This is a genomic window from Paracoccus tibetensis (assembly GCF_900102505.1).
In the GTDB taxonomy this organism is placed as follows: domain Bacteria; phylum Pseudomonadota; class Alphaproteobacteria; order Rhodobacterales; family Rhodobacteraceae; genus Paracoccus; species Paracoccus tibetensis.
Genome location: NZ_FMVT01000012.1, coordinates 63,021 through 82,148, shown reverse-complemented (window position 1 = coordinate 82,148; position 19,128 = coordinate 63,021). Strand labels below are relative to the sequence as shown.

The following is a 19,128-nucleotide window of genomic DNA, read 5'->3' as shown; positions in this document are numbered from 1 at the left end:
TCTGTGCGCAAATAGCCTCAGGGGGTGAATTGGCCGAAGGCCAAGAGGGGGCGCGAGCGCCCCCTTCTTCCGTCAATAGGCGCCGCCCCCCGCGCCCGCGGGTAGCGCGCCATAGGGCAGCCAGACGGTCTTCATCTGCACCGCGCGGCGCAGGAAGACCTCGCCCTGCGCCACGGGGGCGCTCCAGTCGCGCGGCGGGACATGCCAGACCGGCTTCAGGCTGCCCGCCGCGGCCAGGTCGATCGCCGCCCCTGCGCCGCCCGCCGTCCAGAAGGCGGCCACCTCCTCATGCGCCGCAAGATGCGCCGCCAGATCGTCCGCCGGGCCGGTGAGGATGTTCAGCGCCCCGCCCGGCAGGTCCGAGGTCTCCAGCACCTGGACCAGGTCCGCCAGCACCAGCGGGTCCGCCTCGGCCGCGACGGCGACGACCGCGTTGCCCATGGCCAGCGCCGGCAGCGCCAGCGACAGAAGCCCTGCAAGCGGCTGCGCGTCCGGGCAGCGCAGGCCGATCACGCCGAAGGGCTCGGGGATGACGTTGACCAGGTGGCCGGGCTTCGCCTGCACGTTCGCGCCGTCGAACTTGTCGGCCCAGGCCGCGAAGTGGAAGGCGATGGCGACGGCCGCCTCGGCCTCGGCCGGGCCCACGCGCGCCGCCAGGTCGCCGGCGCGGGCGGCCAGGTTCTCGGCCAGGTAATACAGCACCTGCGCGCGCGCATGACCGCCCATCGCGGCCCATTTGCCTGCCTTGGCCGCCGCCTCGACCGCGTTGCGCACGTCCTTGCGCCCCGCCACGGGGGCGAGCCCGCCGGGGACCGCATACATCGCCCCGCCGTCCGGCCGCTTCTGCGCCCCGCCGAGATAGAGCTTCATCGTCCGGTCGATCGCCGGCGCCGCCACCTGCCGCGCAGGGGCCGCGGCCGCTGGCGCCTCGGGCGCGGCATCCGCCAGGTAGTCCAGCATCCCGGCGCGCCCGCCCTCGCGGCCATAGCCGCTCTCGCGGTAGCCGCCGAAGGGCGCCGCCGCGTCGAAGAGGTTGGCGCAGTTGATCCAGACCACCCCCACTTTCACCCGCGCGGCAAGGTCCGTCGCCACCGTCGCGCTCTCCGACCATATCGAGGCGGCCAGCCCGTAGCGCGTGTTGTTCGCCAGCTCGATAGCCTCGTCCGCGGTGCGGAAGGTCGAGAGGGTCGCGATGGGGCCGAAGATCTCCTGGCTCATGCCGGGATTGGTCGGCGCGACGCCGCGCAGGTAGCCCGGGGCGATGAAGCAGCCCTCCTGCGCCTGCCCGCCGACCAGCTCGGCGCCCGCGTCCACGGCGGCGCGGCAGATCGAGAGGATGCGGTCCTTCTGCACCGGATCGACGATGGCGCCCACGTCGGTGGACTTGTCCAAGGGCGCGCCGACGCGAAGGCGCGCCATGCGGGCCTTCAGCAGCGCCTCGAACCGGCCCGCCACCGCCTCGGCCACGAGGATGCGCGAGCCGGCGCAGCAGACCTGGCCCTGGTTGAACCAGATGCTGTCCACGACGCCCTCGACCGCGGCGTCGAGGTCAGCGTCGGGCATGACGATGAAGGGCGACTTGCCGCCCAGTTCCAGCGTCAGCTTGCGGCCGGTGCCGGAAAGCATTTCCGCGATGAGGCGGCCGACCTCGGTCGAGCCGGTGAAGGCGATCTTGTCCACCTCGGCTTCCACCAGCGCCGCGCCGGTCGCGCCGTCGCCGGTGACGATGTTGACGACGCCCGCCGGCAGGCCGACCTCGCGGCAGATCTCGGCAAAGGCCAGCGCCGTCAGGGCGGTATATTCGGCGGGCTTCAGCACCACCGTGTTGCCGGCGGCGAGGGCGGGCGCCACCTTCCAAGCCAGCATCAGCAGGGGGAAGTTCCACGGGATGATCTGGCCCACGACGCCCAGGGGCGACATGCCGGGAAACTGGCTCTCCATCAGCTCGGCCCAGCCCGCGTGGTGGTAGAAGTGGCGGGCGAGCAGCGGCACGTCGATGTCCTTCGACTCGCGGATGGGCTTGCCGTTGTCCAGCGTCTCGAGGACCGCCAGCAGCCGCTCGCGCTTCTGGACGTGCCGCGCCAGTGCGTAGAGGAAGCGCGCGCGCCCATGACCGCCAAGCGCGGCCCAGCCCGGCTGCGCCTTCCTCGCGGCGGCCACGGCGGCGGCGATGTCGTCGACGGTCCCCTGCGTCACCTCGGCCAGCGCCTCGCCGGTCGAAGGATCGCGGGTGGTGAAGGTCGTTCCCGGCGCGGTGAAGGCGCCAGCGATAAAATGGCCAAAGGCGCCGCGCTCGGCCAGCCAGCCGCGGGCGGCGCTGCTGTCCTCGATCCCGGGGCCGTATTCCATGCTTTCCATGATCTCGCTCACGCGGCTCATTCCGTCCCTCAGGCTAGTGAAAGGCGATGGGCGCTCGCATAGCGGCCCGTCACGTGGTGGCTGATCTGGCGCTCGATGTCGCCGAGCAGGCTGGAGGCGCCGATGCGGAAGAGGTCGGGGCGCAGCCAGTCGCGGCCCAGCTCCTCGGCCATGAGGACCTGCCAGGCGATGGCGTCCTTGGCGGTCTTGAGGCCACCGGCCGGCTTGAAGCCGACCTTGTGGCCGGTCTGCACGTGGTAGTCGCGGATGGCGCGGCACATGACGAGGCTAACGGGAAGGGTCGCGTTCACCCCCTCCTTACCGGTCGAGGTCTTGATCCAGTCGCTGCCCGCCTGCATCGCGACATGGCTCGCGCGGGCGACGTTCTCCAGCGACTTCAGGTCCCCGGTCGCCAGAATCGCCTTCATCTTCGCGCCGCCGCAGGCCTCGCGCATGGCCCGCAGCTCGTCGTAAAGCGCGGTCCATTCGGCGCGCAGCACATGGGCGCGGGTGATGACGATGTCGATCTCGTCCGCGCCCTGATCCACGGCGTAGCGGATTTCGGCGAGGCGCAGGTCCAGCGGCATCAGCCCGGCGGGAAAGCCCGTGGCGACCGAAGCGACGGGGATGGCGGTGCCCGCCAAGGCGCGCTTGGCCGCCGCCACCATCGTCGGGTAGACGCAGACCGCGCCGGTCGTCAGGCCCGTGACGCCCACCGCCTCCAGCAGATCGGGCGCGATGGGCTGGCGGGCCTTGGCGCAAAGGCGCGCCACGCGGTCCTCGGTGTCGTCGCCCGCCAGCGTCGTCAGGTCGATGCAGCGCACCGCGTTCAGCAGCCAGGCGGCCTGATGGTCCTTCTTCAGCGAGCGCCGGGCGGCTAGCGTCGCCGCGCGCCGCTCGGTCGCGGGGGTGTTGATGTGCAGGGTCTCGAAGACCTCCGTCCGCAGGGCGGTGCCAGGATTGGCCATCACGTCCTCCATCGATTGAGCCGCACCTGCCCGCGCTGGCGGAACTGCGCCCACATGCGCCAGAGCAGCGCCAGAAGCGCCAGCATCACCGCGCAGATCAGCATGGCAGGCCAATTGACCGGCCGCTCGTTCGGCCCTTCGACCACGCGGACCGAGATCATGTTGGGGTAGGTCGAGAGCCACGGCATCCGCCAGCCATAGGCGCTGACATTGACCCAGACCGGCGCGCCCGCCGGGCTTTGCAGGTTCGTGGCCATGGCCTGCAGGTTGGCGCTGTCATACTTGAAATAGGGCGGCCAGACCCAGCCCGTGTCCTCGTTGCGATAGACGCGGACGCGGCCGTTGGGGCGCACCGTGTCGATGAAGCGCACGTCGCGCTGGCCTTGCGCGTTCTCGACCGTGCCGGTGCTGTCCGAGGCCCAGAAGATCGAGGCCGAGGGCGGGATCGCCGTCAGCCGGTTGTAGGTGTTGGTGATCCGCACAGTCTCGCGCGAGGGCAGGGCATAATCGAGAAGGGCGAAGACGAAGATGCCGAACAGCACCCCCATGACGACGCGGGCGTAATACATCAGGCAGCTCCTAGCGCCAGTTGACCAGAACCACGATGGCGAGGACCGCCGCCGTCGGCAAGACGAAGACCAGCCATGCCAGCCGGGCCTTCAGGCTGCGCTCGAAGCCCGTCATGGCGCGGGCCACGAAGGCGCGGCGCGCGGCCGTGTCGCCCGCCGCGTCGGGGTGGCGGGCGTCCCACTGACGCTCGAGCCGCTCGAGACGCAACGAGCGCAGGTAGAGCCGCAGCAGCACGAAGAACACCAACTCGGCCACGAGGAGGAACAGCACAAGCCGGATCAGCGCGCCCACGATGTTCCTGCCTCCTGTCGGTCAAGACCCGAGGGCGAGCCTAGCAGCGGGCCGCGGCAGCGGCCAGCCGTCGCGTCGCGTCACGGGCCGCGTGCGGCAAGGGGGCGCTTTCGATCGGCGGCATTTGCAGGTAAGGGGGCGGCATCGGAGGATTGAGATGTTCTGGATACTCAGCGCGGCCCTGACCCTGATCGTCGGCCTGGTCATCCTGCTGCCGGCCTGGCGGGGCCGGGGGGCGGCGGACCGGCCGGTCGCGGCCTACGATCTCGGCGTCTATCGCGACCAGCTGCGCGAGGTGGACCGCGACCTGGAGCGCGGCGTCATCGGCGCCGAGGACGCGCAGCGCCTGCGCGCCGAGATCGGCCGCAAGGTGCTGGATGCGGACAAGCGCCTGTCGGCCGCGGCACCTACGGGCACGCATGGCGGCGCGTGGGTGGCCAGCGCGGTGCTGGTGGCGCTGCTGGCCGGCGCCTTCGCGCTCTACTGGCGCGAGGGGGTGCCGGGCGCGCCCGACATGCCCATCGCCGAGCGGTTCGCCGCCGCCGACGCGGCCTATCGCGCCCGTCCCAGCCAGGCCGAGGCCGAGGCCGCCGCGCCCGCTCGCGCTGCGCCGGACGAGGCGGAGCTGGACCCCGACTATGTCGCGCTGATGCGCCAGCTGCGCGAGGCCGTCGCGCGCAACCCGGAGGACCGCCGCGGGCTGGAGCTTCTGGTCACGAACGAGATGCGTCTCGGCAACCTTCCGGCGGCGCGGGACGCGGCCGAGCGGCTGGTGGCGCTGGACGGGGACAGCCCGAATGCCGACGACCTGATGCGCCTCGCCTCGCTGATGATCGACGCTGCCGGGGGGATCATCACCCCCGAGGCCGAGCAGGTCCTGGTCCGGGCCCTGCAGGCCGATCCCGAGCTGCCGCAGGCGCGCTACCTTCTGGGCGTCCTTCAGATCCAGAACGGCCGTCCCGACCGCGCCTTCCCGCTGTGGCGTCGCCTTCTGGAGGAGGGACCGGCCGAGGCGCCGTGGATCCCCTCGATCCGGGGCGCCATCGACGAGCTGGCCTGGCTGGCCGGCGAGACGGGCTTCACCGCCGCCGAGCCGCCGGCCGGCGCGCTGCCCGGCCCGGATGCCGACGCGCTGGAGGCCGCCGAGGCGCTGCCCGAGGACGACCGCGCCGCGATGATCGAGAGCATGGTCAGCGGCCTCCAGCAGCGGCTAGCCAGCCAGGGCGGCAGCCCCGAGGAATGGGCCCGCCTGATCCGGGCGCTGTCGGTCCTCGGCCGCGACGCCCAGGCCCGCGCCATCTGGGACGAGGCGCAGGTGCGCTTTGCCGGCAGCGACGAGGCGCTGGCCCCGGTCACCGAGGCCGCCCGCGCGGCGGGGCTGCTGCAATGATCCTCGAGGAGATGGAGGCCATGGCCGCCGCCCTGCCGAAGGTCGGGGCCGTGGCGGGGCTCGATCTCGGCACGAAGACCATCGGGGTCGCGGTCAGCGACGGGCTGCGGCAGGTCGCCTCGCCCTTGACGGTGATCCGGCGGCAGAAGTTCACGCTGGATGCCGAGGCGCTGCTGGCCTTGGCGCGCGAGCGGGCGCTGGTGGGGCTGATCCTTGGCCTGCCGCGCAACATGGATGGCAGCGAGGGGCCGCGCGCCCAGTCCACCCGCGCCTTCGCCCGCAACCTCTCGCGCCTGACCGAGCTGCCCATCGGCTTCTGGGACGAGCGCCTGTCCACCGTGGCGGCCGAGCGGGCGCTGCTGGAGGCGGACACGTCGCGCAGGCGCCGGGCCGAGGTGATCGACCAGGTCGCGGCCGGCTATATCCTGCAGGGCGCGCTGGACCGGCTGCGGTATCTGGGCGGGTGAGGAAGCCGGGGGCATTCTGCCCCCCGGACCCCCTGAGGATCTTTGGGCACAGAAGATGGGGCGGGCGCGGCGCCTGGCGCGGCCTTCGTGTTGCGCGGCAGGGGCTGGTCCTGCACAATCGCGAGGCGGGGGCGCGGCGGCGGGTGCCGGACCTCTTGCAGAACGTGCAGCGGCGGGCGAAACTGCCTGGCGAAGGAGACCATCATGCCCGTCAAGAACCGTTTCGCCGAACTTCTGCCCGAGATCACCGCCTGGCGCCGCGACTTCCACGAACATCCCGAGCTGCTCTACGACGTCCACCGCACTGCCGGCCGCGTCGCCGAGTTGCTGGCCTCGTTCGGCTGCGACGAGGTGGTCGAGGGGATCGGCAGGACGGGCGTCGTGGGCGTGATCCGCGGCAAGACGGACAGCGCCGGGCGCGTCGTCGGCCTGCGCGCCGACATGGATGCGCTGCCGATCACCGAGCAGACGGGTGCGCCCTACGCCTCGAAGAGCCCCGGCAAGATGCATGCCTGCGGCCATGACGGCCACACCGCCATGCTGCTGGGCGCGGCGAAATACTTGGCCGAAACGCGAAATTTCGACGGCACCGCCGTGGTGATCTTCCAGCCGGCGGAGGAGGGCGGCGGCGGCGGCCTCGCCATGGTCGAGGACGGGCTGGTGGACCGCTTCGGCATTCAGGAATTCTACGGCATGCACAACATGCCGGGCATGCCGGTCGGCAGCTTCGCGATCAAGCCGGGCCCGATGATGGCCGCCGCCGACCAGTTCGACATCACCGTGACGGGCAAGGGCGGGCACGCCGCCAAGCCGCATGAATGCATCGACACGACCCTGACCGCTGCGCAGATCATCGTCGCCATGCAGTCGGTCGTCTCGCGCAATATCGACCCGCTGAAGAACGCCGTGATCTCGGTCTGCGTCGTCTCGACCGATTCCACCGCGCATAACGTCATCCCGCAGGTCGTGAAGCTGAAGGGAACCGCCCGCAGCCTTGATCCGGGCGTGCGCGACCAGCTGGAAGAGGGGATCACCCGCGTCGCCACCAACATCGCCGCCGCGATGGGCGCCGTGGCCAAGGTCGACTACCAGCGCGGCTATCCGGTCACGATGAACGACCCGCAGGCGACGGACTGGGCGGCCGAGGTGGCCGAGACGATCTCGGGCGGCGTGAAGACCGACATGGAGCCGATGATGGGCGGCGAGGATTTCAGCTACATGCTGAACGAGCGTCCGGGCGCCTATATCTGGGTCGGCAACGGCGACACCGCGATGGTCCACCACCCCGCCTACAACTTCAACGACGAGGCGATCCCCGCCGGCTCCAGCTGGTATGCCGGGATGATCGAGGCGCGGATGCCCGCCGCCTGAACAGCGGATGTCGCGGGGCGCATGCGCCCCGTCGCAAACGCGATTGTCATTCCCGGGCAATCGTCCGAAATGGCCTCGGTGCGGGGGCAGGCCCCTCGCGCCACGGCAAGAAGGGACCTGAACGGCACATGAAGACCTACACCCTGCGCGTCACATGCGCCTCGACCCGCGGCATCGTTGCGGCCCTGTCCAGCTTCCTCGCCGAGGCCGGCTGCAACATCACGGACAGCGCCCAGTTCGACGACAGCGAGACCGGCCGCTTCTTCATGCGCGTCAGCTTCCTGTCCGAAGAGGACGCGACGCTGGAGAGCCTGCGCGCGGGCCTCGCCCCCATCGCCGCGCGCTTCGGGATGGAGGTCGAGGTGACCGACCAGTCGGTCAAGAAGAAGGTGCTGATCATGGTCAGCCGCTTCGGGCACTGCCTCAACGACCTGCTCTACCGCTGGCGCATCGGGGCGCTGCCCATCGACATCGTGGGGGTCGTCTCGAACCATCACGACTACCAGAAGGTCGTCGTGAACCACGACATCCCCTTCCACATGATCCGCGTCACCCCCGAGAACAAGCCCGAGGCCGAGGCCCGGCAGATGCAGGTCATCGAGGAGTCGGGCGCCGAGCTGGTCGTGCTGGCCCGCTACATGCAGGTCCTGTCGGACCAGATGTGCAAGACCATGTCCGGCCGCATCATCAACATCCACCACAGCTTCCTGCCCAGCTTCAAGGGCGCGAACCCCTACAAGCAGGCCTATGAGCGCGGCGTGAAGCTGATCGGGGCGACCAGCCACTACGTCACCGCCGACCTCGACGAGGGCCCGATCATCGAGCAGGACACGGTCCGCGTGACCCATGCGCAAAGCCCCGGCGACTATGTCAGCCTCGGCCGCGATGTCGAGGCGCAGGTGCTGGCCCGCGCCGTCCACGCCCATATCCACGGGCGGGTGTTCCTGAATGGCAGCAAGACGGTGGTCTTCCCGCCGTCGCCGGGCAGCTATGCAAGCGAGCGGATGGGCTAGCGCACCGCCTCGAACGCGGCCTCGGCGCCCTCGCGTTGCTGGCGGATGGTATCGTTCGCCGCGTCCCGCTCGGCCTCCAGGCTCTCGCGGATCGCGGCGGCCTCGGTGCGGTAGGCGTCATGGCCCTTTGTCAGCGCGTCCCGCACCGCCTGCAGCTGATCCTCGCTCAGCCCCGCCTCGCGGCCCCAGGCCCTGAGCCAGTTCTGCTCGCGCAGCGCGCGGCCGGCGATGCAGTTGTCCAGCTTCAGCAGCGCGCCCGCGGCTTGGTTCGCGTTGCGAAGGCTGGTGCCCGCGGCCTGGTTCTGCACCCGCAGCAGCTGGCCGGCATTCGCGTTCCGGCGGCGCAGCTCGTCGATGCGGCGGGCGAGGTCGCTCTCGCTGCGAATCTCGGTGAAGACGCCGCCGCCGGCCTCCGCCACGGCCTGAAGCTGCGCGCGCTCGCCTGCCGGCAGGTCGAAGCCGAGAATGTGGATGACGGCGCGGATCTCACCCTCGTGCAGGGCGCGGGCCTCGGCCACAGGATCGCCGCCGCAGGTCTCCTCGCCATCCGAGACGACGTAGACGACCTGCTCGCCGGGCGTCTCCGACGCGGCAAGCTGCGTTCCGGCCTGCCGCAGCGCGTCGGCCAGCGGCGTCCAGCCGGCCGGCTCCAGCTCTCCCACGCGGGCGCGCAGGTCGCCGGCGCTGCCGGTCTCGATCAGCGTCTCGACGCCAGCGCAGCTGGCCGCCCGTCCGGCGTCGTCATTGGTGCCCTGATGGCCGAAGGCGACGAGGCCCAGATCGACATCCTCGGGCATCCCGTCCAGCATCCCGTCAACCGCCTGCCGCGCCGCCTCCATCCGCGTGCCGCCGCCAAGACGCGCGGCCATCGATCCCGACGCGTCGAAGGCCAGGACCAGCCGCCGCGGCGGCACCTCGGCCGGAGCTTCGGCGGCGCGGAAACCTTCGGGATCGTCCATACCACGCATCTGCGGCATCTCGGCGAAACAGGCGGAGATGTCTCCTCCCTTTTCCGCCAGATAGCGGTCCAGAAGCGCCTCGGTCGTCTCGACCTCGGTCTGTGCAAGGGCGGGGAGGGCCGCCAGAAGGGCAGCGGTCAGGAGGAACGGCTTCATCGGCGGGTCTCCGGTGCGGGCGTTGGCCGCAGTATCGGGCGCGGGACGCGGCATGGCCACCGGCGGGGTGGGGACGGGCGGCAATCCGCCCGCCCCGGTTGTGCTTACTGCGGGATCTGGGCGGTGATGCCCTCGACGAAGAAGTCCATCGACTGCAGCATCTCGTCGGTCGCGACCTCGCCCTCGGCCAGCCAGACGGTGCCGTCGGCCTTGTTCAGCGGGCCGGTGAAGGGGTGGTACTCACCCGAACCGATGGCGTCGCGCAGCGCCTCGGCCTCGGCCTTCACCTCGGCGGGGACGGCGTCGGTGATCTCGCCGATCACCACCTCGCCGTCGCCGATCCCGGCCCAGCTGGAGCCGCTTTCCCAAGTGCCGTCCAGCATCGCCTGCACGCGCTTGATGTAATAGGGCGACCATTCGTCGATGATCGAGGCGACACGCGGGCTGGGCTTGTACTGCGCCATGTCGCTGGCCTGGCCGAAGCCGATGGCCCCCGCCGCCTCGGCCTGCGCGAGCGGCGCGGTCGAGTCGGTGTGCTGGAGGATCACGTCGACGCCCTCGGCCAGCAGGGCGTTAGCGGCCTCGGCCTCTTTCGCCGGGTCGAACCAGCTATAGGCCCACACGATGCGCATCTCGACATCCGGGTTCACCTTGCGGGCGTGGATGAAGGACGAGTTGATGCCCTGGATCACCTCGGGGATCGGGAAGGAGCCGATATAGCCGATGCGGTTCGATTCCGTCATGTGGCCGGCGATGGTGCCGATCACGGCGCGACCCTCGTAGAAGCGCGCGTCATAGGTCGCGACGTTCTCGGCGGTCTTGTAGCCGGTCGCATGCTCGAACTTCACGTCGGGAAAGCGCTGCGCCACGTTGATGACCGGGTCCATGAACCCGAACGAGGTCGCGAAGATCAGCTGGTTGCCGGCCAGCGCCAGCTGGGTCAGCGCACGCTCGGCATCGGCGCCCTCGGGCACGCTTTCGATATAGGTCGTCTCGACGCGGTCGCCGAACTCCTCCTCGATCGCCAGACGGCCCTGGTCGTGCTGATAGGTCCAGCCGCCATCGCCGATCGGGCCGACATAGATGAAGCCGACCTTCAGCGGCTCGTCCTGGGCGTAGGCGGGGGCGGCGAGCGCCGTCATCAGCGCGGCTGCGCTGGCCATCAGGTGTCTGCGGTTCATGTGGTCCCTCTCTGTTGATCGGCTGCGTCAGCGCAGCGCGTGGAAATTGGTGCCGAGCGAGCCGGGGGCGGCGCCCCCCGCCCGGCGGCTGAACTTCTGCCGGGCCGACATGGCGACCAGCACGATGATGGTGGCGAGGTAGGGCGCCATCGACAGCAGCTGCACCGGCACCGCGACACCCGCCGCCTGAAGGCGCAGCTGAAGGACGGTGACGCCGCCGAAGAGCCACGCCCCTGCCAGTACGCCCGGCGCGGTCCAGTTCGAGAAGACCACGATGGCCAGCGCGATCCAGCCGGCGCCGGCGGTCATCCCTTCCGTCCATTGCAGAACCGTCGCGATCGAGATGAAGGCCCCGCCGATTCCTGCCATGGCTCCGCCGAAGGCGATGGCCGCCAGCCGCGTCAGGCGGACGTTGTAGCCAAGCGCGTGGGCGGCGTCGTGGTTCTCGCCGACCGCGCGCAGGATCAGCCCGCGCCGGGTGCGGTTCAGGAACCACCAGATCGCCGGGACCATCACGAGGCCCAGCCAGACGATCCAGTTGATCCGCAGGGGGCCGGCGGGCATCACGGGCGCGCGCACCCCCTCGAAGGGCTTGCCCAGCATCGCGGCGAGGCCGAGGCCGAACAGCGTCAGCGCGAGGCCCGAGGCGACCTGGTTCGACAAGAACACCTGCGTCAACGCCGCGAACAGCAGCGAGATCGCGGCCCCCGCCACGGCGGCCGTGGCAAAGCCAAGGAAGGGGTTGCCGCTGGCATAGGCGGCGGCAAAACCGGCCAGCGCGCCGGTGATCATCATCCCCTCGACGCCGAGGTTCAGAACGCCCGCCCGCTCGGCCACCAGCTCGCCCAAGGCGGCAAAAAGGATCGGCGTGGCCGCGCCCAGCAGGACGAGGAAGACGGACAACGGATCGATCATCATGCCGTGATCCTCCGCCGGATCTGGAAGCGGGTCAGCAAATCGAAGCCGAGGAGGAAGAAGAGCAGCATCCCTTGGAAGACCTGCACCGTCGCGGCCGGGAGCCCCATGGTCAGCTGCGCCAGCTCGCCGCCGATATAGGTCAGCGCCAGCAGAAGGCCGGCCAGCAGGATGCCCACCGGATGCAGCCGGCCGAGGAAGGCGACGATGATGGCCGTGAAGCCGTAGCCGACGCCGATCCGGTCGGTGATCTGGCCCGCCGGGCCCGCGACCTCGAAGAGGCCGGCCGCCCCGGCCAATGCGCCGGACAGGCCGAGGCAGAAGGCGACCAGCGTCGCGGGGTTCACGCCGGCGAAGCGCGCGGCGCGCGGCGCGGTGCCCGCGGCGCGGATGTGAAAGCCGCGGATGTGGCGGCTCATCAGCAGCCAGGTCGCCAGGACCGCGAAGGCGGCCGCCACCACGCCCCAATGCGCGCCGGTGCCGGCGATCAGCTCGGGGTTGGCGGCCGAGGGGTATTGCTGCAGGTTCCGCGAGCCGGGAAAGCCCATGCCCTGCGGGTTGCGCATCGGGCCGAAGGCCATCCAGGCCGCGACGCGCTGCGCAACATAGACCAGCATCAGCGAGACGAGGATTTCCGAGGCGCCGAACCAGTTCCGCAGCAGCGCCGGGATCATGCCCCAGGCCCATCCCCCGGCCATGCCGGCGGCGACCATCAGCGGGAACAGCCACCACGCCTCGAGCGGATAGAGGGCCAGCGCGACGGCGGCGCCGGTGATGGCGCCGATGATGTATTGCCCCTCGGCCCCGATATTCCAGATGCCGGCGCGAAAGCCGATGGCGAGGCCCGAGGCGATCAGGATCAGCGGCGCCGCCTTCACCAGAAGCTGCGGGCGCGAATAGCCCGAGGCAGGTCCGAACAGCGGGTCCCAGAAGATCGTGCGGATCGCCGCGACCGGGTCGTAGCCCATCAGCCCGAAGATGAGCCCGCCGACAAGCATCGTCGCCAGCACCGCCAGCACCGGGGTCGCGATCTGCCAGAGCGGCGCATTGCCGCTGCGGGGGACGAGCTGGATCATATCCGTGCCTCTTCCATTCCGTGGGCGCCACCCAGCATCAGGCCGATCCGGTCCAGCGTCAGCCCCTCGGTCGGCACGGGCGGGGACAGGCGGCCTTCGTTGAGGGCCGAGAAGCGGTCGGAGAGTTCCAAGAGTTCGTCCAGATCCTGCGAGATGACGATGACGCCGGCGCCCTGCCGGGCGAGGTCCAGAAGCGACTGGCGCACGGCGGCCGCAGCCCCGGCATCGACGCCCCACGTGGGCTGGTTGACGATCAACACGCGCGGGGCCTGCATCACCTCGCGCCCGATGACGAATTTCTGCAGGTTCCCGCCCGACAGCGCCTTGGCTGCGGTGCCGGGGCCGGGCGTGCGGACGTCGAAGGCTGCGATCACCTCCTCGGCGAAGCGCCGGGCGCCGCGGTGGTCGATCATGCCGCGCCGCACAAGGCCCTTGCGCGGCCCGGCGGTCAGCAGCGTGTTCTCGGTCAGGCTGAAATCCGGAACGGCGGCATGGCCGAGCCGGTCCTCGGGCGCGGCCAGCAGCCCCGCCCGGCGCCGCGCATCGGGGCCGGAGGCCGACAGATCGCGCCCCTCGAGGAGGATGCGGCCCGGCGCGCTGCGCGCCTCTCCCGAGAGGGCTGCCAGAAGCTCTTCCTGCCCGTTGCCCGCCACCCCGCCGATCCCGAGGATCTCGCCCGCGCGCAGGGTCAGGGTCACGTCCTTCAGCGCGGTGCCTTCGCGGGTGGGGGCGGGCAGGCTGAGGCCCGCCACCTCCAGCATAACCTCGCCCGCCTGCCGGCCCGAGCGGTCGATCTGGCGCATCGTGCCGCCGACCATCATCGCCGCCAACTCGCGCGCCGAATGGGCGCGGGGGTCGCAGCTGTCCACCACGCGGCCGTGGCGCAGGATGGTGGCGCGGTCGCAATGGCCGCGGATCTCGTCCAGCTTGTGGCTGATATAGAGGATCGCCGTCCCCTGTCCCGCCAGCTTGCGGAGGGTCGCGAAGAGCAGCTCGGCCTCCTGCGGGGTCAGGACGCTCGTCGGCTCGTCCATGATCAGAAGGCGCGGGTCCTGCAGCAGGCAGCGGATGATCTCGACCCGCTGCCGCTCGCCCGCCGACAGGGTGACGACGCGGCGGGCGGGGTTCAGCGGCAGGCCGAAGTCGCGGCTGACCTGCGCGATGCGGGCGGACAGCTCGCGCCGGGGCGGCGGGTTCTCCATCCCCAAGGCGACGTTCTCGGCCACGGTCAGCGCGTCGAAGAGGCTGAAATGCTGGAACACCATCGCGACGCCCGCCGCCCGCGCGGCGCGGGGGTCATGGGGCGCATGGGGCGCGCCCGACAGGAACATCTGCCCCTGATCGGGCCGCACGAGGCCGTAGATCATCTTGACCAGCGTCGACTTGCCCGCGCCGTTCTCGCCCAGCAGGGCATGGATCTCGCCCGGCGCCACGGAGAAGGACACATCGTCATTGGCGCGCACGCCGGGATAGGATTTTCCGATGCCTGTCGCCCGGAACACGTCTGCCGTCACTCGTCCCTCGTCATTCTTGTCCGGCCGTTCCTGACTGCGCGGTCAAACCTGCTTATCGCCACGCATGGCCCTTCGGCAATTGCGCTGTTCGCCCGCGCTGCGATAGTCACTTCATCATGGCCGCAGATTCCCCCCGTTTCATCCACCTTCGCACACATTCCGAGCATTCGCTTCTGGAAGGTGCCATTCCCGTAGGCAAATTGCCGGGCCTTGCCGCCGATGCGGGCATGCCGGCGGTGGCGCTGACCGACACGAACAACATGTTCGCCGCCCTCGAATTCAGCGTGAAGGCCAAGGACAAGGGCGTGCAACCCATCATCGGCTGCACCCTGACGCTGGCGGCCGAGGCGACGGGGCCGGTGGTGCTTCTGGTGCAGGACAAGGCCGGGTGGATGAACCTGATGAAGCTGTCCTCCTGCCTCTACCTGCGCGAGGGCGGGGCGCTGCCGCATGTGACGCTGGACGAGCTGTGCGCCCATGCCGAGGGGCTGATCTGCCTCACCGGCGGCGCGACCGGCCCCGTGGGTCAGCTGGTCGCCGCGGCGCAGACCGAAAAAGCCGCAGCCTTGGTGGACCGGCTGGCCGCAGCCTTCCCGACGCGGCTCTATATCGAGCTGCAGCGCCACCTCGGCGAGGACGGACGGCTGATGCTGGCCGAGGCGGCCTCCGAGGGCGGGCTGATCGATCTGGCCTACGCCAAGGACCTGCCGCTGGTCGCGACGAACGACGTCTACTTCCCCAAGGCGCAGATGTACGAGGCGCATGACGCCCTGATCTGCATCGCCGAGAAGGCCTATGTCGACCAGCCCCAGCCCCGCCGCCGCCTGACCCCGCAGCACTACTTCAAGACCGCCGAGGAGATGGCGGTCCTGTTTGCCGATCTGCCCGAAGCCACGCAGAACACGGTCGAGATCGCCCGCCGCTGCGCCTTCGCGGTCGCCAAGCATGCCCCGATCCTGCCGCGCTTCGCCGATGACGAGGTGGCCGAGCTGCGCCGCCAGGCGCGCGAGGGCCTCGAGGCGCGGCTGGCCGTCATCCCCCATGCCGTGAGCGTGGAGGAATACCACCAGCGCCTCGACTTCGAGCTGGGCATCATCGAGCAGATGGGCTTTCCCGGCTACTTCCTGATCGTCGCCGACTTCATCCACTGGGCCAAGAGCCAAGGCATCCCCGTCGGCCCCGGCCGCGGCTCGGGCGCGGGCTCGCTCGTCGCCTATGCGCTGACCATCACCGACCTCGACCCGCTGCGCTATTCGCTGCTCTTCGAGCGGTTCCTGAACCCCGAGCGGGTCAGCATGCCCGACTTCGACATCGACTTCTGCATGGACCGCCGCGAGGAGGTGATCCGCTACGTGCAGGAGAAATACGGCAAGGACCGCGTCGGCCAGATCATCACCTTCGGCGCGCTCCTCTCCAAGGCCGCCGTCCGCGACGTGGGCCGTGTCCTGCAACTGCCCTTCGGGCAGGTGGACCGCCTGTCCAAGATGATCCCGGTGGAGGGCGTGAAGCCCGTCAGCATCGCCAAGGCCCGCGCCGACGAGCCGCGCCTGCGCGAGGCCGCGCGGGAGGAGGTCGTGAAGCGCCTTCTGGACTATGCCGAACAACTGGAAGGCCTCTACCGCAACGCCTCCACCCACGCCGCCGGAGTGGTGATCGGGGACCGGCCGCTGGACCAGCTGGTGCCGCTCTACCGCGATCCGGGCTCGGACATGCCGGCGACGCAGTTCAACATGAAATGGGTCGAGCAGGCCGGGCTGGTGAAGTTCGACTTCCTCGGCCTGAAGACCCTGACGGTGATCCAGAACGCGGTGGACCTCATCAACGGGCAGGGCCGCCCGCTGCATGTCGCCGCCGACGGGCGCCAGCTGTATCAGCCGACGCCGGGGACCGAGAACGAGATCAACCTCATCCCTCTGGACGACAAGGCCAGCTACGATCTGTTCGCCAGCGCCCGCACGGTGGCGGTGTTCCAGGTCGAAAGCTCGGGCATGATGGACGCGCTGCGCCGCATGCGCCCGACCTGCATCGAGGACATTGTGGCGCTGGTCGCACTCTACCGCCCCGGCCCGATGGAGAACATCCCGACCTATTGCGAGGTCAAGAACGGGCTGCGCGAGCTGGAATCGATCCACCCCAGCATTGACCACATCCTGGCCGAAACGCAGGGCATCATTGTTTATCAGGAACAGGTGATGCAGATCGCGCAGGTCATGGCGGGCTACTCGCTCGGCGGTGCCGACCTTCTGCGCCGCGCGATGGGCAAGAAGATCGCGGCCGAGATGGCCAAGGAGCGGCCGAAATTCGTGAAGGGCAGCGTCGCGAACGGCGTGCCGGAGAAAAAGGCCGGCGAGGTCTTCGACCTGCTGGAGAAATTCGCGAACTACGGCTTCAACAAGTCGCACGCGGCGGCCTATGCGGTGGTCAGCTACCAGACCGCCTGGCTCAAGGCCAACCACCCGGTCGAGTTCATGGCTGCGGTGATGAACTGCGACATCCACCTCACCGACAAGCTGGCGGTCTACAAACGCGAATGCGACCGGATGGGGATCGAGATCGTGCCGCCCTGCGTCAACCGCTCGGCCCCGACCTTCACCGTGGGGCAGGGGCGCATCCACTACGCGCTCGGCGCGCTGAAGGGCGTGGGGATCGAGGCGATGAAGCTGATCCATGACGCGCGGGGGGACCGGCCGTTCAAGGACATCCACGACTTCGCCCGCCGCGTCGACATGAAGCGCGTGGGCAAGCGCCCGCTGGAGATGCTCGCCCGCGCCGGCGCCTTCGACGTGCTGGACGACAACCGCGCGCGGGTGATGAAGTCGCTCGACGCCCTCTGCGCCTGGTCGGCAGCGGTGCAGGAACAGGCGGCCTCCTCCCAGACCTCGCTCTTCGGCGGAGGCGAGGACCTGCCGCCGCCGCGCGCCCCGCTGGCGCAGGTCTGGCTGCCGACCGAAAAACTGGGCGAGGAGCATAAGGCGATCGGCTTCTACCTCTCGGGCCATCCGCTGGACGACTACCAGACGGCGCTGCGCCGCAAGAAGGTGCAGACGCTCGCCGACATCACCCGCGACGCGGAAGGCGGTCCGATGGTCGCCCAGATCGCCGGCACGGTGGCCGCGCGGATGGAGCGGAAGTCGGCCAAGGGCACGGCCTATGCCTTCGTCAGCCTGTCCGATCCGACCGGCCTTTACGAGGTCACCTGCTTCTCGGACCTGCTGACCGCCTGCCGCGACAAGCTGGAGCCGGGGCAGAACGTGGTCCTGCAGGTCAAGGTCGAGCCCTCGGGCGAGCAGGTGAAGATGCTGGCGAACTCGGTCGCGCTGCTCGAGGATTTCGTCGCCGATGCCGGCGCCGGCTGCCTCGCGGTCGAGATCCAGGGCGCCGACACGATCCCGCGCCTCGCCGAGGTGCTGACCCGCGTCACCGCCGAGATCTCCGCCCCCTCGCGCGCCCGCGGCCCGATCCGCCTGCGCCTGCGCCACGAGGACGAGATCATCGAGATCGAGGTCGCCAACGACGCCCCCCTGACGACCCCCGCCCGCCAGGCCCTGCGCGCCGTGCCGGGCGTGCTGGACGTGATCGAGGAATGACGGGCTTCTTCGTTGCCCAAATACCCATCTTCGCCCTCCACCTAGCCAGATGTTCCCGCTTCGTGCTAGACGTCGAAAAAAAGGGGGCAGCATGAAGGTCTTGGGCATCGATCCCGGCCTCAGGAACATGGGCTGGGGCGTGATCGAGATGGACGGCCCGCGCCTGCGCCATATCGCGAACGGTGTGATCCATTCGGACGGCGCGGACGATCTGGGCGCGCGGCTGTCGACGCTGTTCCGGGGGCTCTGCGCGGTCATCACGGCCCATGCGCCTGACGCGGCGGCGGTCGAGCAGACCTTCGTCAACAAGGACGCCACCGGCACGCTGAAGCTGGGCCAGGCGCGCGGCATCGCGCTGCTGGCGCCGGCCGAGGCGGGGATCGCGGTCGGCGAATACGCGCCGAACGCGGTGAAGAAGACGGTGGTGGGCGTCGGGCACGCGGCCAAGGAGCAGGTGCAGCACATGGTGCGGGTGCAGCTGCCGGGCGTGCGCTTCGACAGCCCGGACGCGGCCGATGCCCTCGCCATCGCCATCTGCCATGCGCGGCACCTTCAGGGGCGGACGCTGCGGATCGCACCAAGCCGATCGGGTGCGGCATGATCGGGCGCATCGCCGGGGTGATCCTGCACCGGGCGCGCGATCACGTGCTCATCGACGTGCGCGGAGTGGGCTACATCGTCCATGTGAGCGAGCGGACGGCGGCGGGGCTGCCTCCGGTGGGGCAGGCGGCGGCGCTTTACACCGAGCTGCTGGTCCGCGAGGACCTGCTGCAGCTTTTCGGCTTTCCGACCATGCTGGAGAAGGAGTGGCACCGGCTGCTGACTTCGGTGCAGGGCGTGGGCGCGAAGGTGTCGCTGGCGATCCTCGGCACGCTTGGCCCCGAGGGGCTGGGGCGGGCGATCGCGCTTGGCGACTGGTCCTCGGTCAGGAAGGCGAACGGGGTCGGGCCGAAGCTCGCGCAAAGGGTGGTGCTGGAGCTGAAGGACAAGGCGCCCTCGGTCATGGCGCTCGGCGGGGCGCTGACCGTCGATGCGGGGGACGTTGCCGCGGGCGGCGAGGTTGCGGAGGAGGCGGGCATCGAGCCCGCCGCCACCGCGGCCCCGGCGCGGGGCGCCGCGGCCCGCCAGGCCCAGGCCGGGGCGCATCAGGCCATGGCCGATGCGCTGTCGGCCCTCGGGAATCTGGGCTATGGTGCCTCGGAGGCGGCGGGCGCCGTGGCCGAGGCGCAGGCGGCGGAACCGGGGGCGGCGACGCCCGCGTTGATCCGCGCGGCGCTGCGGCTTTTGGCGCCAAAGGACTGAGCGGAGGCGG

General features: G+C 70.3%; 16 protein-coding genes. 7 read left to right on the top strand and 9 right to left on the bottom strand.

What is annotated here, in order from left to right:
• Positions 1-72 precede the first annotated feature (72 nt).
• From BLP73_RS15750 to BLP73_RS15735, 4 genes are read right to left on the bottom strand one after another with little or no spacing between them, the layout of a single operon-like run.
• Positions 73-2,379: an aldehyde dehydrogenase family protein gene (locus BLP73_RS15750; protein ID WP_090746853.1), complete on the bottom strand. Its 2,307-nt coding sequence runs from the start codon at positions 2,377-2,379 to the stop codon at positions 73-75.
• An 8-nt stretch (positions 2,380-2,387) separates the two neighbouring features.
• Positions 2,388-3,326, bottom strand: a complete 939-nt coding sequence (deoC, locus tag BLP73_RS15745; RefSeq protein ID WP_090746851.1) for a deoxyribose-phosphate aldolase — start codon at positions 3,324-3,326, stop codon at positions 2,388-2,390.
• Positions 3,326-3,895, bottom strand: a complete 570-nt coding sequence (locus BLP73_RS15740) for a DUF1523 family protein (protein WP_090746848.1) — start codon at positions 3,893-3,895, stop codon at positions 3,326-3,328. Before BLP73_RS15740 ends, deoC begins: the two co-directional genes overlap by 1 nt.
• A 10-nt stretch (positions 3,896-3,905) precedes the next feature.
• Positions 3,906-4,187: a hypothetical protein gene (locus BLP73_RS15735; RefSeq protein WP_245686698.1), complete on the bottom strand. Its 282-nt coding sequence runs from the start codon at positions 4,185-4,187 to the stop codon at positions 3,906-3,908.
• A gap of 157 nt (positions 4,188-4,344) precedes the next feature.
• Here BLP73_RS15735 and ccmI point away from each other — a divergent pair, with 157 nt between their 5' ends.
• The 4 genes from ccmI to purU all read left to right on the top strand — a co-directional run bounded on the left by ccmI (position 4,345) and on the right by purU (position 8,428).
• Positions 4,345-5,577, top strand: coding sequence for a c-type cytochrome biogenesis protein CcmI (ccmI, locus tag BLP73_RS15730; protein ID WP_090746842.1), 1,233 nt, complete (start codon positions 4,345-4,347; stop codon positions 5,575-5,577).
• On the top strand, positions 5,574-6,044 hold the full coding sequence (gene ruvX, locus BLP73_RS15725; protein ID WP_090746839.1) for a Holliday junction resolvase RuvX: 471 nt from the start codon (positions 5,574-5,576) through the stop codon (positions 6,042-6,044). Before ccmI ends, ruvX begins: the two co-directional genes overlap by 4 nt.
• Positions 6,045-6,248: 204 nt before the next feature.
• Positions 6,249-7,415 (top strand): M20 aminoacylase family protein, encoded by a 1,167-nt coding sequence (locus BLP73_RS15720; protein WP_090746837.1) that lies wholly within the window; start codon positions 6,249-6,251, stop codon positions 7,413-7,415.
• A 128-nt stretch (positions 7,416-7,543) separates the two neighbouring features.
• Positions 7,544-8,428 carry a formyltetrahydrofolate deformylase gene (purU, locus tag BLP73_RS15715; protein ID WP_090746834.1) on the top strand — a complete coding sequence of 295 codons (885 nt, stop codon included), beginning with the start codon at positions 7,544-7,546 and terminating at the stop codon, positions 8,426-8,428.
• On the opposite strand, the gene BLP73_RS15710 is transcribed toward purU, so the two are convergent.
• From BLP73_RS15710 to BLP73_RS15690, 5 genes are all read right to left on the bottom strand, one after another.
• Positions 8,425-9,543 (bottom strand): vWA domain-containing protein, encoded by a 1,119-nt coding sequence (locus BLP73_RS15710; RefSeq protein ID WP_175453386.1) that lies wholly within the window; start codon positions 9,541-9,543, stop codon positions 8,425-8,427. The genes purU and BLP73_RS15710 overlap by 4 nt on opposite strands.
• A gap of 104 nt (positions 9,544-9,647) precedes the next feature.
• Positions 9,648-10,724, bottom strand: a complete 1,077-nt coding sequence (locus BLP73_RS15705; RefSeq protein ID WP_090746829.1) for a BMP family ABC transporter substrate-binding protein — start codon at positions 10,722-10,724, stop codon at positions 9,648-9,650.
• 27 nt (positions 10,725-10,751) lie between these two features.
• A complete protein-coding gene (locus BLP73_RS15700) occupies positions 10,752-11,642 on the bottom strand; it encodes an ABC transporter permease (protein ID WP_090746826.1) in 891 nt (296 codons plus the stop codon).
• A complete protein-coding gene (locus BLP73_RS15695; protein WP_090746824.1) occupies positions 11,639-12,715 on the bottom strand; it encodes an ABC transporter permease in 1,077 nt (358 codons plus the stop codon). The genes BLP73_RS15700 and BLP73_RS15695 overlap by 4 nt, the downstream gene beginning before the upstream one ends.
• Entirely contained in the window at positions 12,712-14,229 is a 1,518-nt protein-coding gene (locus BLP73_RS15690) for an ABC transporter ATP-binding protein (protein ID WP_090746822.1), read from the bottom strand. The genes BLP73_RS15695 and BLP73_RS15690 overlap by 4 nt, the downstream gene beginning before the upstream one ends.
• Before the next feature lie 116 nt (positions 14,230-14,345).
• Here BLP73_RS15690 and dnaE point away from each other — a divergent pair, with 116 nt between their 5' ends.
• The 3 genes from dnaE to ruvA all read left to right on the top strand — a co-directional run bounded on the left by dnaE (position 14,346) and on the right by ruvA (position 19,118).
• Positions 14,346-17,816, top strand: a complete 3,471-nt coding sequence (dnaE, locus tag BLP73_RS15685; RefSeq protein WP_090746819.1) for a DNA polymerase III subunit alpha — start codon at positions 14,346-14,348, stop codon at positions 17,814-17,816.
• Positions 17,817-17,907: 91 nt separating this feature from the next.
• Positions 17,908-18,417, top strand: a complete 510-nt coding sequence (ruvC, locus tag BLP73_RS15680; RefSeq protein ID WP_090746815.1) for a crossover junction endodeoxyribonuclease RuvC — start codon at positions 17,908-17,910, stop codon at positions 18,415-18,417.
• Positions 18,414-19,118 carry a Holliday junction branch migration protein RuvA gene (ruvA, locus tag BLP73_RS15675; protein WP_090746812.1) on the top strand — a complete coding sequence of 235 codons (705 nt, stop codon included), beginning with the start codon at positions 18,414-18,416 and terminating at the stop codon, positions 19,116-19,118. Before ruvC ends, ruvA begins: the two co-directional genes overlap by 4 nt.
• Positions 19,119-19,128 lie beyond the last annotated feature (10 nt).